This window comes from Bacillus sp. AMCV2, assembly GCF_056033925.1.
This window is the reverse complement of record NZ_JBVYIB010000002.1, coordinates 370130-392124: the sequence shown is the minus strand read 5'-3', so window position 1 is coordinate 392124 and position 21995 is coordinate 370130. Positions and strand designations below refer to the sequence as shown.

The following is a 21995-nucleotide window of genomic DNA, read 5'->3' as shown; positions in this document are numbered from 1 at the left end:
AATTCCCTTGCGTTTTATTTTAAATTCTCCTCAAGCATGTCAAAGATATCTCCCATCTCGTCCATTTCAAGGTCTTCTGCGCTGAAGTCGCTTGGTGTGAATTCCTTGTCTTCTTTTTCCGTGCAATGGCGGATTAGCATCAGGAGGTTTTCTTTAAACCGTTCCATTCGCTCTTCAATCGTGGCTCTTTCAAACTCCTTTTCATTGTAGGAGCAGGAAAGCACAAACCGGCCATTTCTGATCATGCCGCTGAAGCTTAAAGCGTACAGCGCCTCTGATTCTCCGCTTACTTGGCGCCCCATATCGAAAGCGGACGGTTCAAAGAAATCGGTTTTGACTTCACTGTCGAATTGGCCCAAATAGTTGAAGCTGATTTCCGGTGTGAAGCCCTTTGTTTCCGCTGTTTCTGTGAAATAACGAAGAATGCCGTAGCCAACACCTTTGTCCGGAATGCGGCGCAGGTTTTCTTTGACTGTTTTGATCACAGCTGAGGCATCTGCTTCAGATATGTCGAGCACAACAGGGTATTGTGCCGTAAACCAGCCGACCGTTCTGGAGATATTCACATTCGGGATAATGTCCTCCCGGCCGTGTCCCTCAAGGTTAATGCCAATTTTGGCACCCTTTGTCCATTCTTTCATTGTCAAACCGAGCGCGCTGAGAAGAATATCGTTGATTTCAGTTCCATATGGCTGATGAACATCTGTTAAAAGATGCTTCGTGTCTTCTTCCGTTAGTTCACATAGGACGGATGATGTATCCTTGACGATCCGCTGCTCTGTTTCACAATCCTTCGGTAAAGGAGAAACCTGTTCAGCGGCAATTTGCGACCAGTATTCAGCCTGCTGTAAAAGATGCGCTGATTGGCTGAATGCCGCCAGTTCTTCCGCCCAGTCCTTGAAGGAGTTTGTTTTTTGCGGGAAGACAAGGCTCTCTTCTTTCTCAGCCTGCATGTAGCCTGAAGCAAAATCTTCAAGCAAAATCCGCCATGACACACCGTCGACCACGAGATGGTGTACAGCAATGAGCAGGTGATCCCCAGCTTCTGTGCGATATTGCTCCGCCTTTAAAAGCGGCCCGTTTCGCAGATCGAGACTGCTTTGCAGCTTGTTCGCGAGAATCTTAATCTGGCTTCTCAGCATCTCTTCATCGGAGCCGTACAGATCCACGATTTCAAAGCTGACCTTGCTCTCACCGATCGGTTTATACGCCTGAACAATGTCCCCGTTTTCCTCACGATAGACCATGCGGAGCGCGTCATGATGCTCGATCAGCGCCTGCAATGTTTTCTCCACCCGTTCAGGATCAAAGCCCTTCTTGGCGTGAAGCATCACCGATTGGTTCCAGTGGTGCTTGTTCGTGAAGTTCTTTTCAAAGAACCAGCGCTGGATCGGCGTCAGGATGACTTCGCCCTCCACCGGGCCTTGGTCTGCCTGTTTGCCTTCGGCACGCTCTACATATTGGGTAAGCTCTTCGATCGTCGGGTGCTGGAAGAGATCTTTCATTTCCAGCTTCCAGCCGTGCTGGTTCAAGCGGCTCGCCATTTGAATTCCTTTGATGGAATCTCCGCCAAGCGAGAAGAAATTGTCGGTGACACCGACTTCAGACATTCCAAGCACATCCTGCCAGATGCCGGCAAGCAGCTCTTCCATGTCGGTCGTCGGCGCTTTGTATTCTCCGCTTCCCGCTTCGATGTCCGGCTCAGGCAAGGCTTTGCGGTCCACTTTGCCGTTTGCCGTAACCGGAAGCTCGTTCAGCGTCACCCAGAACGCCGGGATCATGTAATCCGGCAGGGTTTCCTTCAGTGCTGATTTCAGAGCTTCTATGTCAGCTGTTTCCGGTGTGACATACGCCGCGATCGCTGTGTTGCCGCCTTTATCTTTGACAGCTGTCACCGCCGCATCCTGCACCTCAGAAAGCTGGGCGAGCTGGACTTCAATTTCTGAGAGCTCGATCCGGTAGCCGCGGACCTTGACCTGCTGGTCGATCCGGCCGATGTACTCAATGCCGCCGCCCGTCCATTTCACTAAATCGCCGGTACGGTACATGCGCTCACCCGGCACAAACGGATCAGCGACAAACCGCTTCGCGGTTTCGTCTTCTCGATTCAGATAGCCGCGTGCCAGTCCGCGCCCCGCCACGCAAAGCTCTCCGGCTACGCCTTCCGGCTGCACCTGATTGCCCTCGCCGAGAATGTATACTCTCGTATTGGCGATGGCCCTTCCGATGGAAAGCGAGCCTTCCTCCGGATGGATTTCTCCGCTTGTGGCAACGACCGTATTCTCTGTCGGCCCGTAGTTATTGACGAGTGTGTACGGCTTTTTCACTGCGCGCTTCAGCTTGTCTCCGCCTGTGAGCAATACGCGTAGCGATGTGTTCTCTAGCTCCATGAACTGTTCCGCAAGCTGTGTCGGCAGGAACGTGATCGTTATGCCGTTCGTTTCAAAATAATCGTTCAGGCGGACGATATCGAGGCGGATCGCTTCATCAATGACGTGAAGCTCAGCACCGATCGTCCAGGTCGGGAACATCTCCCAAATGGAAGCGTCGAACCCAAAGCCTGCGTACTTCGCACTGCGGTCCTCCGCTGTCATGCTGAACGCGTCGTGGTGCCAGAAGCACAGGTTCACAAGCGCATGATGCTCGACCATGACACCCTTCGGCTGTCCGGTCGTTCCAGACGTGTAAATCATGTACGCCAAGTTCTCCGTGGTTACAGCCGTCTCTGGATTTTCCTCGTCGTTTTCATCAAGCGGCAGGCTTAGAATCGTGCGGCTTCCGTCGAGAAGAATGACATCTCCCGTATAGCTGTCCGGCACTGAAATGCCTTCCTGTTTCAAGAGAAGCTTCGCGCCGCTGTCCTGTAAAATATATTCAATCCGCTGATCCGGGTAGTCAGGATCAATCGGCACAAACGCCGCTCCCGCCTTTAAGACACCGAGCACCGCGGCGGACATTTCAAGCGACGGCTTCGTGAGAATGCCGACGCGGTCATCCGGGCTGATGCCGCAGTCCATCAGAATCCGCGCAAGACGATTTGCCTTCGCATTCAGCTCGCCGTACGTCCAAGACTGGCCGTTGTATGTGACAGCCGGGCGGTCTTTGTGGCGCTGGACAGTCTCTTCGAATAGCTGATGAACCGTTTTGTCTGTCGGCACAGGCAGCGATTTGCCCTTCCATGCCTCAAGAAGCGCTTGTTTTTCTGTTTCAGTGACAAATGACAGGCTGGAAAGCGGCTGGTTCGGGTTATCCGCAACAGCCTTTAGTAGCCGCAGAACGTATTCGCTCCATTTTTCAGCTGTTTCTTTCGCGAACAGATCTGTCGCATATTCGAGCTGCAAGCCAATGCCATTTTCATCGGTAAATCCGCCCAGTGTCAGATCAAACTTAGAAGTTCCCTGATGAGCCTCATAAGGTGAAATGCTCAGATTTTGCAATGCAAGCTGTTCTTTATCAGGGTTTTCTGTCGTCACCATCACATTAAACAATGGGTTTCGGCTCATATCCCGAGGGAGATCAAGCTGATTAACCAGATCTTCAAACGGATACTCCTGATGCTCAAGCGCTGACAGGTTCGTCTGCTTTGCTTGCTCCAAAAGCTCCGCAAATGTTTGCTGTTCTTTCGCTTCCATTCTCAGGGCAAGTGTATTGACGAACATTCCCGGCATGTCCTGAATATCAGCATTCGTCCGGCCGGCAGTAACGGAGCCGATGACGATATCCCGCTGTCCGGAAATTTTGCTTAAAAAGACGTGGAAAACAGCATGGAGCACCATGTGCAAGGTCGTTCCGGTTTCCGTAAGCAGTTTTTCTACCGCCTTTGCCGTCTCACTTTCCGTACGGAAACGGATCGTATCTCCTTTAAAGCTTTGCACAGGCGGACGGGCGTAATCGAGCGGGAGATCAAGCTCTGGCAGCTCTCCTGAAAGAACCGACAGCCAGTACGCCTCATGCTCCTTCATTCGTTCTTTTTGCTCAGCTTCATTTTGCCAAACGGCGAAATCTTTATAATGAAGCGCCGGCTCCGGAAGCTGCTCTCCTTTGTAAAGCAGCGCCAATTCTTTTACAAAAATGCCTCTTGAGACGCCGTCTGCGATGATATGATGCATATCTAAAAGCAGCAAATGTTTTTTCGCTTCTATTCGAAGCAAAGCTGCGCGAATGAGCGGTGCGTCGTTTAAGTCGAATGGCCGGATAAATTCCTTAATCTTTTGGTCCGCTTCGTCTTCTTTGGCTTCAAACAGATGAAGATCAACCTCCGCCTTCTCAATGATGCGCTGAACAGGCTCACCATTAGCTTCCATAAATGACGTCCGCAATGATTCGTGACGATTCACAAGCTGATTGAGTGAGTCGCGCAGGCGCGAAATATCAAGCTCGCCTTCCATTAGAAGAACAGATGGCATGTTGTAGCTTATCGTCTGGCGGTCAAGCTGATTGAGCACGTACATCCGTTTCTGTGCGGATGACAATGGATACATATCCTGCTTGTCAGCCGGTTTGAGGACTTGATGGCCGCCTGAAACGGCAGACGCCTCCATATAAGCCGCCAGCTGGCGAACAGTCGGCTGCTCGAACAGTGCTTTAAGCGGTACGCTTTTCTCCAATTCCGCCTGAATGTTGGCAATCAGCATCATCCCTTTTAATGAATGGCCGCCTAAATCGAAAAAATTGTCGTCAATGCCGATGGCTTCTATGCCAAGCGTTTTCTGCCAAATGCGGTATAAGCTTTCTTCAAGCGCTGTCTCCGGTGCGGCCAAGGCCTTGCCTCCGGATTGTGCCGCGTTCGGCTTCGGCAAAGCGTTTCTGTCGGTTTTTCCGTTTGCCGTCAGCGGAATCGCGTCAACCTGCACAAAGAAAGCAGGAATCATATGAGACGGCAGTGTTAGGGAAAGCTGGTTCCGGAGCTCTGCTTTTTCAATAGCTTGATCCGACGTATAATACGCGCAAAGCTCTTGAAGGCCGCCCTCGGAAACCGCTAATACAACCGCTTCTTGAATTCTGCTGAGGCTGAGCATGACCGTTTCAATTTCTTTCGGCTCAATGCGGTAGCCGCGGATTTTCACCTGATCATCAGCCCGGCCGATAAATGCAAGCGTACCGTCAGAAAGTTTTCGTACGACATCTCCGGTTTTGTACATGAGACTGCCCGGCGAATATGGATTTTCCACAAATCTCTCGGCTGTCAGCTGAGGCCTGTTGAGATACCCTCTCGCAAGCCCCTGTCCCGTGATATAGAGATGTCCGCTCGCTCCCGGCGGCACAAGCTTCAATGCTTCATTTAAGACAAGCGCGCCGGCATTCGCAATCGGCCGTCCGATTGTCGGGCGGTTCGCAAATGCATCCGGCTCAGACAGATCAACCCGCCCGGCGATGGCGCCGATTGTTGCTTCTGTCGGGCCGTAGTGATTGATAAATTCGGTGTGTCCATACATCTTACGGAAGGCGAGAACATCAGTCGGGATGATTTTTTCTCCTCCCAAGACGATCAAGCGCAAGGATTCAAAGTTCGCATCTTTTGCAAAACTGGCTGAGTTCACTATTGTATGGAACAGAGACGGTGTCAGTTTGATATATGTGATCCCATGCTCCTTGATATAGTGCGCTATTTCATCCGGCGCCGTATAGGTTTCCTTCTGTACGATATGGAGCTCGCCCCCGCCCAGAAGTACGGGGAACATGCTCGTATAGCCAAGGTCAAATGCGTAAGATGAAAGCAATACAGTCTTATCATTTTCCTTCAGGCTCGCCTCTTCACTAAACCAAGAGACATAGTTTGTCAGATTGCGATGCTCAATCTGCACGCCCTTCGGCTTTCCGGTCGTGCCGGACGTATAAATGACGTATGCAAGATTGCGAGACCCGGAAATCGATGATGGGCGCTCCTTGCTTTCATTTCTCCACTTATCGTCATCAAGGCTGACGATTGTCCCTTCATATTGCCCAATAGCCGTCATGTTTCTTTCATTCACGACCGCAATTTTTGCTCCGCTGTCCTCTAATGAATAACGGATTCGTTCTTCAGGTGTATCAGGATCAATCGGAAGGAAAGCTGCCCCCGCCTTCATGACACCGAGAATGGATACCATAACTTCAGCTGACCGGTCCATAACAATCGCGACAATGTCTTCATTTCCGGCCCCTTGGGCACGAAGATGATGCGCCAGCTGGTTCGCCTGTTCATCAAGCTCGCGATAGGTCAACAGATTTCCGCCAGCCTTCACCGCAGGATGGTCAGGTGTTTGCTGGGCCTGTTTTTCAAAAAGAGCGGCAAAGGTTGCTTCGGTAATTTGAGTCATATGTCTTTCTTCTAGCAAAGCAGCCGTTTCTGCAGATGAAAGCAGATCTACATCAGACAGCCGAACGTTCGGATTAGCCGCGGCCGCTTTGATGATATTGACAAAGTGGCGGCTCCAGCGGCGGATCGTCTCGTCCTTAAACAAGGCAGTCGCATAGTCAAAGCTTAGGCCGATATCCTCTTCACGCTCGACCGCTTCCAAGGAAAGATCAAATTTCGCAACATGATGAAGCATGGAATACGAGGAAATCTTCAAATCTCCTAATCTTAATGAAGGAATCTCCATATTCTGCATGTTGAACATCACGCTGAACAGCGGACTTCTGCTTGTATCCCTTGTAAGCGGAAGCTTTTCAATCAGCTCCTCAAGCGGATAGCTCTGGTGCTCGAATGCTTGAAGGCTGGCTGTTTTGACCTCTTCAAGGAATTGCGCGAAGGTTTTATCCCCCGCTGGTGCCGTTCTGAGTGCCACCGTGTTGACAAACATACCCGGCACACCTTGCAGATCAGGATGTGTTCTGCCAGCTGTCGGCGAGCCGACAATGATATCATCCTGTGACGCGTACTTGGAAAGGAGTACATTGAACGCCGCCAGCAAAAACATGTACATTGTCGTATCTGTTTCTGCCATGAGCGATTTGATTTGAGCCGTGATTTGCTTATCAAGCCCAAACATCACGCGCTCTCCCGCAAAGCTCCGTTCAGCAGGCCGCTCGAAATCCGCGGGAAGATCCAGTATTGGCAATTCGCCTTTAAAGACATCGAGCCAGTATTCCTCATCTTTTTGATTATCAGTTTGTTCTTTGTGCCAAACTGCATAATCTTTATAGTGAATTTGTGGCAGTTCCAGATCTGCGCCTTGATATATTTTGGCAAGATCACCGATTAGAATGCCTGTTGAACTGCCGTCAGTAATAATATGATGCATATCAATGAGCAGCAGGTGGCGTTTTTCTTCCAGCTGGACAAGCTTCGAACGGACGAGCGGCGCGCGGTTTAATTCAAACGGCTGAACAAATGCTTTGATTATCTCTTCCGCGTCTTCTTCCTGTCCCTTGGCAGCCTCCAGCTGGAACGATATGTTTTTATGAACGGTTTGCACAACCTCTCCGTCGATCATGTCAAACGATGTACGGAGGATTTCGTGCCGATTGATTAATTGCTGTATCGCGTTTTCAAGCCGGTCTTTATCTACTTCTCCCTCCAGCAGAAGTACAGCGGGGACGTTGTAGCTTGTGTTTGCTTGTCCAAGCTGATTGAGGATATACATTCTCCGCTGGGCCGGGGATACAGGATAATGCTGCTGATAAGGTGCTTGCCTGATCGGTTCAAACGTCTGCTCCTCCTTGCTCTCGTTCTCTTCCAAATACAGTGCCAGTTCTTGAATAGTCGGCTTTTCAAAAAGCACTTTTATCGGAACTTCCTTATGAAAATGCTCTTGAATTTTCGCCGTCATCATCATCGCTTTCAAAGAATGACCGCCGATCATAAAGAAGTTATCGGTAACGCCTGCTCTGACGCCGAGTATTCCTTCCCAGATCTCCGCTAATTTCTTTTCACTCTCTGTTTCTGGTGCTGCGTATTCCGGCTGCACGGCTTCTGATTGCGGTGCAGGCAGTTCCTTTTTGTTGATTTTCCCGTTTGGCGTGAGCGGCAGACTTTCCATTTGAATCAGGTGGGCAGGGACCATATAGTCAGGCAAAGACTGAGACAGTGTTTTTCTCAGCTCACTCACAGCCACTTCACGATCCGCCGTAAAGTACGCGCAAATTTCATTTTCATCCGCTTTGTTCTTGCGGATGATCACCGCAGCTTCTGTCACATGCTCAGCCATGTTCAGTTTTGTTTCAATTTCGCCAAGCTCAATTCGGAAGCCGCGCACCTTCACTTGGTTGTCGATTCTGCCTAAAAATTCGATATTGCCGTCCGGCAGCCATCTTGCCAAGTCACCAGTGCGATAAATTCTCTCACCCGGTCTGAACGGGTCTTCGAGAAATTGCTTCTCCGTCAGCTCAGGGAGATTCACATATCCTCGCGCTACACCGATTCCGCCTACGCAAAGCTCACCAGGCGCGCCGATTGGCTGCAGACATTGCTGCTCATCCAGGATGTAGGCAGTGGAATTTCCGATCGGCTTCCCGATTGGGATAGAGCCGCCATACTCACGGTCGATCAGAAAACTGGTTGAAAACGTCGTGTTTTCTGTCGGGCCGTATCCGTTCCACAATGAAAGTGACGGCGATGCCTGTTTTACTTTGCTGACTATATGCGGGACAAGTGCGTCTCCGCCGATGATTAAATGGCGCAGTGTGCCGAACATACCAGCATCCTTTGCGGCAAGCTGGTTGAATAAAGGTGACGTCAGCCACATCGTCGAGATTCTTTGCTCACGCAGAAATGCAGCAAATTGTTTCGCATCAAGCAGCGTCTCTTTTTTGACCGGATAAAGCGCTGCGCCATTTAGCAGTGCGCCGAATACCTCAAACGTTCCGGCATCAAAGCTGACAGCTCCCGTTTGCGCCATGCGGTCCTCTTCAGTAACAGGAACGTACCCGGCATTTTTGACGAGGCGCAGAATGCTTTTATGTTCGATCATGACGCCTTTCGGTTTGCCCGTTGAACCGGATGTGTACATGATGTACGCCAAATCAGACGGGGCGGATGGCAGGTTGAGATTGTCAGCCGCTTCACTCTCTTCAAAGCCTATGTCCAGTGTAAGAACCGGCACCTGCAGCTGATGTGCCTGCCCTGTATAAGAATTTCCGGTCAAAACCATTCGAACAGAGCTGTCCTCTGCCATGAAACGAAGACGATCCCCAGGAAGCGCTGGATCAAGCGGCACATATGCGGCGCCTGCTTTTAACACAGCCAGCATGCCGACAACGGTTTCTACTGAGCGGTCGTTCATAATCGCTGCTGTTTCCCCTTTTTGAAGCCCTTGTTCGACAAGCTTTCCCGCAAGACGGTTAGCCGCTGCATTCAGCTCGCGGTATGTCAGCTCGGTTCCTTCATATACGACGGCAGTGCTCGCCGGCGTCCGTTTCGCTTGCTCTTCAAATACTTGGTGAACAGCCCTTCCTTCAGGGAGTTCGGCTTTCGTGCTGTTAAACACCTCGACAATTTGCCGCTGCTCTCCGTCTCCCACAAGCCCGTACTCACGCACAAAAGCGGCCGGCTGATCGACAGCTGCTTCCATCATGCGGGTAAGGTGCTCCGCTATCCGTTCGATAAAAGCGGAATCAAAGGCGGCTCCGTTATATTTAATTTTGACGGTCCACGTTTTGCCCGGATACACAATCAGGTTGAAATCGAAGCTCGTTTGTTCAAATGCGCTTTCTACTTTGATCGAAAACCCGAGGCGGTCTTCCATGCTGCCGTTTTCAAGCTCTTGATCAAGCGGATAATTTTCAAACGCGACCAGATGGTTTAAGAGATTGCCATCAAGGGCTGAGCGTTTTTGAATCTCATAGAGCGGCACGTAATCGTAACGCTCCGCCTCTACTGCATGCTGCTGAACAGCTGTGAAAATATCAGCGAATGAAGCATCTCGTTCAACTTTCACCCGCACCGGAATGGTGTTGATAAACAGCCCCGCCATCGTTTCGATTCCGTTGATTTCAGACGGTCGTCCCGAGACGACCGTTCCGAAGACAACATCATCCGTAAAGTTGTATTTGCTGAGAACAATGCCCCAAACAGCCTGAAATAGGTTAGGCCCTGTCACTTGATGAAGGTTTGCGGTTTTCTGAATGCGGGCAACCAGTGTTTCGTCCCATGTAAAGGAATATTCTTTATTGACGTATTCGCCTTTTTTTACAGGCAGGCGGCCCGGGAGCACGCTTGGCTGTTCAAAACCCGCCAAGCGCTCGCTCCAGTAGCTCTCCGCTTCTTCATTTTCCTGTTTTCCAAGCCATTTGATGTAGTCGGAGTAAGGCTTGCCTTGACCGTTTGCAGGTGTCCTTCCTGCTCTGAGCGCTTCATAGTTTTGGAACAGGCTTTTCATGAGGACGCCCATGCTCCAGCCGTCCATCATAATATGATGATTGCTCCAGACAAGATACAGCTGATCTGCAGCAAGGCGGAAAACCGCCACCTTGAACAATATGTCTTTTGCCAGGTTAAAGCCTTGGCGCTGAACGTCTTGTTTGTAACGCTCAATGTGCTCTTTCTGGCGGTTCTCGTCTGCATGACTGATATCCTCATAATGCACCTTTGTTTTGCGTTCCGCTAACACGACCTGACGCGGTTTTTGCAGCTGCTGATGCACAAATACCGTACGGAGAATATCGTATGACCGAATCAGTTCATTGACGCTTTTCTCAAAGATTTCAAGATCAAAAGCGCCGTGAATCCCAAGCTCTAATTGTGTGAAGTACGAGGAAGAATGCGGATCAAGCATCGCATGATACAGCATTCCCTCCTGCATTGGTGTCAGTGCGTACACCTTTTGAATCGATTTTTTGCTCATATGCCACCTCTATTAGAAAATTTCCATTAATTTATCCAGCTCATCCAGCGTTAAATCGTCGTCACCAAGATCACTCGGGGTCAGTTCCGTACCGTCTTGAGATAGGCAATGTTCAATGATTCTGAGAAGATGCGCTTTAAAGCTGTCACTGAATGTTTGTACTGTTTTTTCATGAAATTCAAGAGAATGATAGGCCAGTGACATCGTCAGTTTTCCGTTTTCGATATATCCGACAACATCCAGCGCATTCGGTTTTTCTGTTTCAGGGCTTAATGACTGTCCTGATGGCAGCTCTGATCTCGTAAACAAACCTGCATCCGACATTTCGTCAAACTGACCTAAATAGTTGAAGCTGACATCCGGCTGAATCGAGAACGCCACATCTTCTTTATGTTCCGGTGCCGTCAGATAGCGCAGAATGCCGTATCCGACTCCCTTATTCGGCACATGTCTGATATCTTCTTTCATTTGCTTCAGCTGGTAGCCCAGATCATCCGCATGCTTCATATCGAGCACCATTGGGTACATACTTGTAAACCAGCCGACTGTGCGGGAAATGGTCAGGTCTTCTATGATTTCTTCACGTCCATGCCCCTCTAAATGAACACTTACTCGATCTTGACCCGTCCACTCCTTCATTGCCAATCCGAATGCCGTCAGCAAAATATCATTCATTTCTGTGTGATATGCCTCATGCACCTTTGTGGTGAGCTGTTCTGTCTCTTCAGCAGTCAGCGAGAATTCAATTGTCTTTGTATGTTTCATTCGCTGATCACCAGATTCGCGGTCTTTCGGAAGCTTTGCTGCGACTGCTTGTTCTTCAAGCTGTCTCCAATACTCTTTTTCTTTCAAAAAGGCTTTGGAGTTCGCGTAGTCTTGCAATCTCTCTGCATACTCTGCAAATGAATGTGTTTTCTGCGGGAGAACCGGTTCATTGCCTTGCTCAAGCTGTGTATATACTGCGGCGAAATCCTCCAGTAGAATCCGCCACGACACGCCGTCAACCACTAAGTGATGAATGGCAAGAAGCAAGTGGTCTCCGTCTTCCGCTTGGAACAAGCCTGCTTTTAACAAGCCGCCTTCCTGCAAGTCGATGCTGCTTTGCAAACGCTCCGCTTCTCTCTCTATACGGTCTTCGTAATCTGCAGCTTGGCCCTCAATCTGGATGACCTCCAATTGAGCTGAAGCAGCTTCAAGATCTCTGTTGTATTGAATGACGTCTTCCTGTCCCTCACGGTAGATCATACGGAGCGCGTCATGATGCTCGATCAGCGCCTGCAATGTTTTCTCCACCCGTTCAGGATCAAAGCCCTTCTTGACGTGAAGCATCACCGATTGGTTCCAGTGGTGCTTGTTCGTGAAGTTCTTTTCAAAGAACCAGCGCTGGATCGGCGTCAGGATGACTTCGCCCTCCACCGGGCCTTGGTCTGCCTGTTTGCCTTCGGCACGCTCTACATATTGGGTAAGCTCTTCGATCGTCGGATGCTGGAAGAGATCTTTCATTTCCAGCTTCCAGCCGTGCTGGTTCAAGCGGCTCGCCATTTGAATTCCTTTGATGGAATCTCCGCCAAGCGAGAAGAAATTGTCGGTGACACCGACTTCAGACATTCCAAGCACGTCCTGCCAGATGCCGGCAAGCAGCTCTTCCATGTCGGTCGTCGGCGCTTTGTATTCTCCGCTTCCCGCTTCGATGTCCGGCTCAGGCAAGGCTTTGCGGTCCACTTTGCCGTTTGCCGTAACCGGAAGCTCGTTCAGCGTCACCCAGAACGCCGGGATCATGTAATCCGGCAGGGTTTCCTTCAGTGCTGATTTCAGTGCTTCTATGTCAGCTGTTTCCGGTGTGACATACGCCGCGATCGCTGTGTTGCCGCCTTTATCTTTGACAGCTGTCACCGCCGCATCCTGCACCTCAGAAAGCTGGGCGAGCTGGACTTCAATTTCCGAGAGCTCGATCCGGTAGCCGCGGACCTTGACCTGCTGGTCGATCCGGCCGATGTACTCAATGCCGCCGCCTGTCCACTTCACTAAATCGCCGGTACGGTACATGCGCTCACCCGGCACAAACGGATCAGCGACAAACCGCTTCGCGGTTTCGTCTTCTCGATTCAGATAGCCGCGTGCCAGTCCGCGCCCCGCCACGCAAAGCTCTCCGGCTACGCCTTCCGGCTGCACCTGATTGCCCTCGCCGAGAATGTATACTCTCGTATTGGCAATGGCCCGTCCGATGGAAAGTGAGCCTTCCTCCGGATGGATTTCTGTGCTTGTGGCAACGACCGTATTCTCTGTCGGCCCGTAGTTGTTGACGAGTGTGTACGGCTTTTTCACTGCGCGCTTCAGCTTGTCTCCGCCTGTGAGCAATACGCGTAGCGATGTGTTCTCAAGCTCCATGAACTGTTCCGCAAGCTGTGTCGGCAGGAACGTGATCGTTATGCCGTTCGTTTCAAAATAATCGTTCAGGCGGACGATATCGAGGCGGATCGCTTCATCAATGACGTGAAGCTCAGCACCGATCGTCCAGGTCGGGAACATCTCCCAAATGGAAGCGTCAAATCCAAAGCCCGCGTACTTCGCACTGCGGTCCTCCGCTGTCATGCCGAACGCGTCGTGGTGCCAGAAGCACAGGTTCACAAGCGCGTGGTGCTCGACCATGACACCCTTCGGCTGTCCGGTCGTTCCAGACGTGTAAATCATGTACGCCAAGTTCTCCGCGGTTACAGCCGTCTCTGGATTTTCCTCGTCGTTTTCATCAAGCGGCAGGCTTAGAATCGTGCGGCTTCCGTCGAGAAGAATGACATCTCCCGTATAGCTGTCCGGCACTGAAATGCCTTCCTGTTTCAAGAGAAGCTTCGCGCCGCTGTCCTGTAAAATATACTCAATCCGCTGATCCGGGTAGTCAGGATCAATCGGCACAAACGCCGCTCCCGCTTTCAAGACGCCGAGCACCGCGGCGGACATTTCAAGCGACGGCTTCGTGAGAACGCCGACGCGGTCATCCGGGCTGATGCCGCAGTCCATCAGAATCCGCGCAAGACGATTTGCCTTCGCATTCAGCTCGCCGTACGTCCAAGACTGGCCGTTGTATGTGACAGCCGGACGGTCTTTGTGGCGCTGGACAGTCTCTTCGAATAGCTGATGAACCGTTTTGTCTGTCGGCACAGGCAGCGCTTTACCCTTCCATGCCTCAAGAAGCGCTTGTTTTTCTGTTTCAGTGACAAATGACAGGCTGGAAAGCGGCTGGTTCGGGTTCCCAGTAACAGCATCCAAAAGCTGCATCCAATATTGCTTCCATCGTTCAATCGTTTCCTGCTTAAACAGAGCTGTATTGTATTCGAGTACGAATGTAAGCCCTCCGTCGGTTTCGTCAGCCGTCAGCGTGAGGTCAAACTTGGCTGTTTTCCGTTCAAATGGATGAGGCTCAAGCTGAATCCCTTTCATTGTTAAATCCTTTATGTTCGCATTTTGCATTGAAAAAACTGCATCAAATAACGGATTTCTGCTTGTGTCACGCTGAACCTGAACATTTCCGATCAAGTCCTCAAGCGGATAATCCTGCGCATCAAAAGCGCTTAGTGCCGTTTCTTTCACTTCGTTAAGATAGTCAGCAAACGTCTTTTCACCCTTCGGATACGTGCGGAGCGCCAGTGTATTGACGAACATTCCGATGACACGGCTGACGTCCGCTTGAGATCGTCCGGCCACAGGTGAACCGACGATGATATCGTTTTGCCCGCTAAGTTTTGATAAAAACGCACTGTATGAAGCCAGAAGCACCATGTAAAGCGTGGAATCCGTTTCTTTTGCAAGCCTGCGCAGAGCATCAGCTTTGCCTGCTTCTAATGAAAATGCAATGCGGTCTCCCTCAAATGTTTGAACGGCAGGCCGACTGTAATCAGTCGGAAGCGTCAACACCGGCAGCTCTCCGTCCAGCTCCTTCAGCCAATGCTCCTCTTGCTTCTTGTAAAGCTCAGACTGAATGAACTGCTGCTGCCACACGGCATAATCCTTATATTGAATACGGAGCGGCTCAAGGATTTCTCCGTCGTACAGCTTTGAAAGCTCCTCAATCAGCACACCGACAGACGCACCGTCAGAAATAATGTGATGCATATCGAACAGCAGCACATGCTCAGTGTCTGAATGCTTGATCAGTCCTATTCTGAACAGTGGAAGTTGGTCGATTTTGAAAGGCTTAATAAACTCAGAAACGATCCGCTCTGTCTCTTCTTCCGGGGCTTCGAAATAGGCTATCTCACACTCAGCCTCTTCCCAGATCCGCTGCACCGTTTCTCCATCTTTTATTTCAAACGTGGTTCTCAAGGCTTCATGACGCTGCATTAACTGCTGCATGACGCTGTTAAGCCTTTCAATATCAAGCTCACCTGTAAGGCGCAGAACCGCAGGCATGTTATAGCTCGTTTGCGCATCCTCAAGCTGCTGAAGCACGTACATCCGTTTTTGCGGTGAAGAAACAGGATACGTATCTTGTTTCTCTGCTGGGCTGATACTGGCGGCTGTCCCTTTTTCAGCAGAGGCAATCACCTGTGCCAAGCCCTCAACCGTCGGTGACTGGAAGAGATCCTTGAGTGACAGCTCAACGCCCAGTTCCTGATGAACCAAGGCAAGCATCTTCATGCCTGCTAATGAATGTCCGCCAACGTCAAAGAAGTGGTCATAAACGCCGACTTGTTCAGCCTGAAGCACCTGCGCCCAAATGTCTGCGACTTTTTGTTCCGTTTCATTGCGTGGCGCCACATATGAAACACCTCTTGAAACGTTGGCATCAGGAATCGGCAGCGCTCTTCGGTCAATTTTTCCGTTCCCTGTCAGCGGCAGCTCGTCCATTTGGATAAACACCGCAGGAACCATATATGCCGGCAAGTCCTTCGCAGCATGCTCTCTCATCTCTTGTGATGAGATGTCTCCCTCTCCGACATAGTAAGCGCAAAGCAGTTTATCTCCCGCTCCTTGATCAACGGCAAGCACAACACTTTCCTGAACACGATCATGGGTTTGCAGCTGATGTTCGATTTCTCCAAGCTCGATGCGCTGTCCGCGAATCTTCACCTGATGGTCGATTCGCCCGATAAATTCGATGTCGCCATTCGGCAGCCATCTCGCAAGGTCTCCCGTTTTATACATGCGTTCGCCGGATGTAAACGGATGGGGAACAAATTTCTCCTCAGTCAGTTCTGGACGGTTGTAATAGCCTTTCACGAGTCCTTCGCCGCTGACGCAAAGCTCTCCGGCAATCCCGGCAGGCTGCACGTGTCCCGTACGGTCAAGAATGTATACTTCCGTATTGCTGACCGGTTTTCCAATCGGAACAGACAGCGTGTGCTCCTCCAATTCATCAACCGGATGATACGTCGCGAAAACCGTGCTTTCAGACGGTCCATACATGTGAAGGAGCTTGCCCTTTCCAACCGTTTGCAAAGCTTTTCTGACATGCTCAACCGAAGCCCGTTCCCCGCCAAACATAATCTTGCGAAGCGTTGACAAGCACGCCGGATTCAAGTCCACAAGCAAGTGGAACAAAGCGGTTGTAATCATGAGAATGCTGATGTTCTCCCGTTCAATGACGCGGGACAGGCGAGCCATGTCCAAAACGGTTTCCTTCGGTATCAGCACCAGCTTGGCTCCGTTTAACAAAGAGCCGAACATATCGAACATAAACGCGTCAAACACGTAATTGGAAAGACCGAGAATCGTATCCTGTTCTGTAATGCTGAGATAATTCGTTTCCTTCACTGTGCGGAGAATATTGGCATGTGTCACGATATTCCCCTTAGGTGTTCCAGTCGTTCCAGAGGTATACGTCAGGTTTGCCATTGCTTCAGAATCAAGAGGCAGTGCGAGATTGCGCGCATCGGCATGATAGCTTTCTTCCTCATCGGCTAGCACGATAACGCCCTTAAATTCCGCTTCTTCCGCCAAAGCCTTTAATTTCCTCTGAGTGAGAAGCACCTTTGCTCCGCTGTCACGAAAGAAATGCTGCATCCGCTGAATCGGATGTTCCGGATCAATCGGAACATAAGCCGAACCTGATTTTAATACTGCCAAGATCGACACAATCATATCCATTGACCGCTCGCATAAGACAGCCGCAGTTCTGCCTTCGCCAGCTCCAAGAGAAAGAATGCCGCGGGCTAAACGATTGGCCCGTTCATTCAGCTCACGATAAGTGAGTGTTTCACCTTCATATTGAAGTGCCGGCTGGTCTGGCGTTTTCGCCGCTTGCTCCTCAAACAGCTGAACAATTGTTTTGTCTTTCGGATAAGGTGTTCTGCCCGGGTTAAACTGCTGAATTTGCGAAGCAGCCTCCTCTTCAGAAAGAAGCTTATACTCGGAAATCCGCTTCTCCGGATCAGCCGCAGCATCTTCAAGCAAACGCGCAAAATGCGTAAGCAGCCTGTCTGCCGTGCTTTGTTTAAACAGCTTCGTGCTGTAGTCCAAATCAAGCTCAATGCCTTCATCGGTTTCTCTCGCCTGCACCGTCAAATCAAATTTGGCAATCTTAAAATTGGTCTCATGAACAGACAAGGACAGATCGCCGACAGCCGGAATGCCCTCTGTCGCGTTTTGAAGGCTGAACATCGTGTCAAACAGCGGATGCCTGCTTACATCACGCGGGATATTCAAGTCTTCAACAAGCCACTCAAACGGATAGTCCTGATGAGAAAAGGCATCCAGCACCTGTTTACGAACACGCGAGATCAATTGGGTAAACGTCTCATCCTGCTTCACCTCACTGCGAATCGCAAGCGTATTGACGAACATCCCGATAATGCCCTCTGTATCGGAGTGATTTCTGCCGGCTGACGGCGTCCCGACAATGATGTCATCCTGTCCCGCATACTTTGACAAAAGCGTATAGTAAGCGGACAGCATCACCATATACAAAGTGGCGCCGTTTTGTTCAGCCAAACGATTGAGGCGATCCTTTATCCCCGCATCCAGCTTGATTGACACCCGATCCCCTTCAAAGCTCTGAACAGGCGGTCTTGGGTAATCGGACAGAAGCTGAAGCACCGGGAGCTCGCCTGCAAAGACTTCCTTCCAATAAGCCTGGTCCTTCTTGTATCCTTCAGCAGCCTGTCTGCTTTGCCATACAGCGTAGTCCTTATACTGAAGACGAAGCTCAGGAAGCTGTTCGCCTTTATAAATGCGTGCTAACTCCTCCAGCATAATGCCAATGGATACACCGTCAGAAATCAAATGGTGCATGTCAAACAGCAGCATATGACGGTTCTCTTCAAGCTCCAGCAAACCGATTCTGAACAGCGGCGCTTTCGCCAAATCAAATTTCCGAACGAATGAAGCCATAATTGCCTCATCTGAGCGGCCGCCTCTTTCAATCATTTCGATGTTGAAATCAACGCTATCGTGAATTTTCTGTCTCGGCGTGCTGTTTTCAAGAACAAATGATGTTCTCAACGACTCGTGGCGTCGGATTAACCCCTGAAATGCGCGCTCCAGCTTTTGAATATCTAAAGGCCCTTCTAGAATTGCTGCTGCCGGCATGTTGTAGCCGACTCCCGCATCCTCGAACTGGCTGACGATATATGTTCGCTGCTGTGCCAGAGAAAGCGGATAATGTTCCTGTTTTTCAGCAGGTTCAATCACCGAAAATGCCCGGCTTTCTCTGTGATCAGCTTCCTCTGCAAGAGCCGCAATCGTCGGATGCTCAAACAAATATTGAAGCGGAATCTCGACGCCTGTTTGCTTATGAATCTTTGTTAAAAGGGTCATGGCTTTCAATGAATGCCCGCCGGTTTCAAAGAAATTGTCAAAGATCCCCGCCTTCTCAACGTTCAGCACGTCCTGCCAAATGGCTGCGATTGCTTTTTCAGTCTCATTTCGCGGCGCTGTATAGGCAGTGCCGCTGACAGCCTTCACCTCTAGTGCAAACAGCTTGCGGCGGTCGACTTTGCCGCTTGGCGTAAGCGGAATTTCTGTCACTTCTGTAAAGTAAGCCGGCACCATATAGTCAGGAAGCTGTCTGGCCGCATGCTCCCTCAAGCCGGCTGGCGCAAATTCGCTTCCAGGCTTCTGCACAACATATGCGCAAACCTCAAGATTTCCCTGTTCGTCAGGGCGTGCCAAAACAACGGCTTTTGCAACGTCTGGCGCCTGCTGAATCACGGCTTCAATTTCCCCAAGCTCAATCCGGTATCCGCGGACTTTGACCTGGTCATCCTCTCTGCCTAAATATTCGATTGTTCCATCTGGAAGCCAGCGCACCACGTCTCCGGTCCGGTACATGCGATCGCCCGGCACGAATGGATCTTGTAAAAACTTCTCTTCCGTTAATTCAGGCAAATGCAAATAGCCTCGGCCCACACCGTCTCCCGCGATATAAAGCTCGCCAGCCACACCTTCAGGCTGCAGCCGGCCTTTTTGATCCAAAATATATAAGCGGTTATTCCCCAGCGCTTTCCCGATCGGCACATACGCTGATTGAACTGCACTCTCCGGGATAACCGGATGAACAGACGCGTCAACGCACGTTTCCGTCGGCCCGTACACATTGGTCAAAAGCGGCGCTGTGCCGGCTTCTTTAAACAGCTTCAGCAACTTGTCCGCAACAACAGATGACAGGCCTTCTCCTCCGATCAGCATATGTTTCAGTTTTAGGCCTTCAAAATCGCCTGCTGCTGCCAGCATTTGCAAATGAGCCGGTGTTCCGTCCGTCGCCTCAATGCTGTTCTTCCGATAATATGCAGCAAGGGCGGCCCCGTTCGTCACTGTTTTCTTCGGTACGATAAAAAGGGTTTGTCCCAAAAGAAGCGACGCGAAGATCTGCTTCACTGACGCATCGAAGTGGAACGGCGCAAGCAATGCCATCCGCAGGGTTTGGCTGCCGCTTTGATAAATCGTCTGCTGCAGAGATTCAACCAAATGATGAACCTGGCGATGCTCGATCATAACGCCTTTCGGGCGTCCGGTTGTTCCCGATGTGTAAATAATGTAGGCAAGGTTCCGTGCGTTCACATCTGCATTCAGGCTTTCTTCTGCACCTTCCGCAATCGCTTGATCTAAGTCAATCAGCTCAGCATCGGCTTCAGGCGCCGCAACCTTCGATTCAGTCAGGATGAAGTCCGCCCCGCAGTCCTCCAAAATATATTGAATGCGCTCAGCAGGAAAACCCGGATCAATCGGCACATAGGCTCCGCCGGCTTGTAAAATCCCCATGATAGCTGTAATCATCCGTTCAGAACGTTCAATCAAAACCGCGACAGGACTGTCCGGGCCAACCCCCTTCTGTTTCAGCACATTGGCGATGCGTGCAGATTGTTCATGTAACGTTCGATAGGACAATGTGCGATCTTCAAATACAACCGCTGGATAATCTGAAAGCTGCTCAGCCTTTTCTTGGAACAGTTCCGGGATCGTCATGTCCTTACGGTAGCTCACAGATTTACCGCCGGCCCTCGCAAGCAGCTTCTCTTTCTCCGCATCAGAAATCATCGTTAATTCATCAATTGTATGTTCTGGATGCGTTAACGCGTCCTCCAGCATTGTAATCATGCGCTCACAAATCATGTTGATTTCTTCACGTGAAAATAAATCAGTGCGGTAATCAAAATCTATGGTGAGTTTCCCAGTATCCCATCGATCCTTTACATGGATCGAGACATCATTTAATCCGCTGCCGCTGAAAATCGGCTCAGTCAAAAAGGCAAGGTCCTCTTCTTTTTGCCACTGCATCACCTGATATTCAAGAGAAACAGTAAACAGCTTGGTCAGAGAGCTCTTTGTTTCACGCAAATCGTTGATCAGGAGATTATACGGGTACTTTTGGTGGCGAAGCGTCTTCATGAGATCCTTCATCCGGTCTTTGACAAATTCTAAAAACGCCTGCCCGCCGTCAATGTTTGTCCGAAGCGGAACCGTAGAAACAAACATGCCAAGCATCTGCTTCTCTTTCGCATTTGTCCGGTTGCCCATAAAGGTTCCCGTCACAACATCATTCTGGCCGCTGACCCTGTATAAATAGGCGGCGAGCAACGATTGAAATACCGAAAGAACACTGACTTTATTCGCCTCACAAAACGACAGAATCTGCTGATGAAGCGCTTCAGGCACATCTTTAGAGAACCTCTCAGCATCTAAACTTCCTCCTGCGGAAGCATTCCGTTTCAAGGAAACAAGTTCAGGCACCGATTCAAATTGTTTGTTCCAAAACGCCTTGTCCTTTTCAAACCGCTTCGATTGAGCATAGTCCTGTTCAGATAAAACATGATCGATAAATGAATGCGAGATTCCTTCTTTTGTCTCTGAGCCGCTGGCTAATTCTAAATAAATGTGCATGATCGCATTTCCGAGAATATTCATGGAGATACCATCAGAAATCACGTGATGAACATTTGCGTAAAACCACACTTCATTTTCCTTTATGGTGAACAAGGAAAAACGGAACAAATCACAATCGTACAACGGCAACGGTTTCTTCGTTTCCTCCCGGCTCCATTGTGAAATAAACTCTATCGCATTCGGATCTTCAGTAGTGTCAGTATGTTTTATATCAACAGGCCGATACTCGCTAATATATTGAACAGGCTCCCCGTTTTCATCTAGCCGCAACCGAAGGCGCATGGCGTCATTTCTGCGAATAAACTCTTGAATCGCCTGCTCAACAAGCACATAATCAATCGCATCAGCTGAAACCAGCTTACCAATCCCCGCAAGATTTGAAATGCTCGTGTGAGGATAAAATTTTTCTGTGTACCAAATTCGTTTTTGTGCATCCGTTAAAGGGTAAAAAGTTATTTCCATATTGTCATACCTCCCCTAATCTTTATAAGCAGTGAACATGTGCAACGCATTTTCTCTTTCTTATCCATATCAGCTTTTAATGCTTATGAACTAACAGCCGAAATAGCCCAAAGTACTACACTTAAAAAGCAATGCTTCCAAACAAAAAAACAGATTGCCGCTATTAAAACGGGCAGCCGTCAGTCAGCATTGCGGCGTTTAACATAAGCGGATAAAGACCGCAAGATCCCCTATCCTAATAGGAAACAATTTTGGCTATTTATTCATTGTTTTCAATATTTTTTATCTTACTACCGTTCACTTTAAATGAAAAAAATGTTTTTATCACCGAAAAATGGGTGAAAAGTTTCATGCGGGATGCCGAAAGATTCCAGATTATTTACAGGGATATTTTTGCGGGATGCCGCAATCATTTCCACTAAACATTATTTACAGAAAAATAAAAATTTTTAA

At 49.8% G+C, this 21995-nt stretch carries 2 protein-coding genes; both read right to left on the bottom strand.

Features of this window, described 5'->3' with window-relative positions:
• Positions 1–14 precede the first annotated feature (14 nt).
• A complete protein-coding gene (gene srfAB / locus AC0OMA_RS02040) occupies positions 15–10766 on the bottom strand; it encodes a surfactin non-ribosomal peptide synthetase SrfAB (protein ID WP_474221850.1) in 10752 nt (3583 codons plus the stop codon).
• 12 nt (positions 10767–10778) lie between these two features.
• Positions 10779–21542: a surfactin non-ribosomal peptide synthetase SrfAA gene (gene srfAA, locus AC0OMA_RS02035; protein WP_474221849.1), complete on the bottom strand. Its 10764-nt coding sequence runs from the start codon at positions 21540–21542 to the stop codon at positions 10779–10781.
• Positions 21543–21995 lie beyond the last annotated feature (453 nt).

Coding starts and splice junctions, on each gene's coding strand:
- srfAB (WP_474221850.1), bottom strand. CDS start 10,766: ATGAGCAAAAAATCGATTCAAAAGGTGTACGCACTGACACCAATGCAG.
- srfAA (WP_474221849.1), bottom strand. CDS start 21,542: ATGGAAATAACTTTTTACCCTTTAACGGATGCACAAAAACGAATTTGG.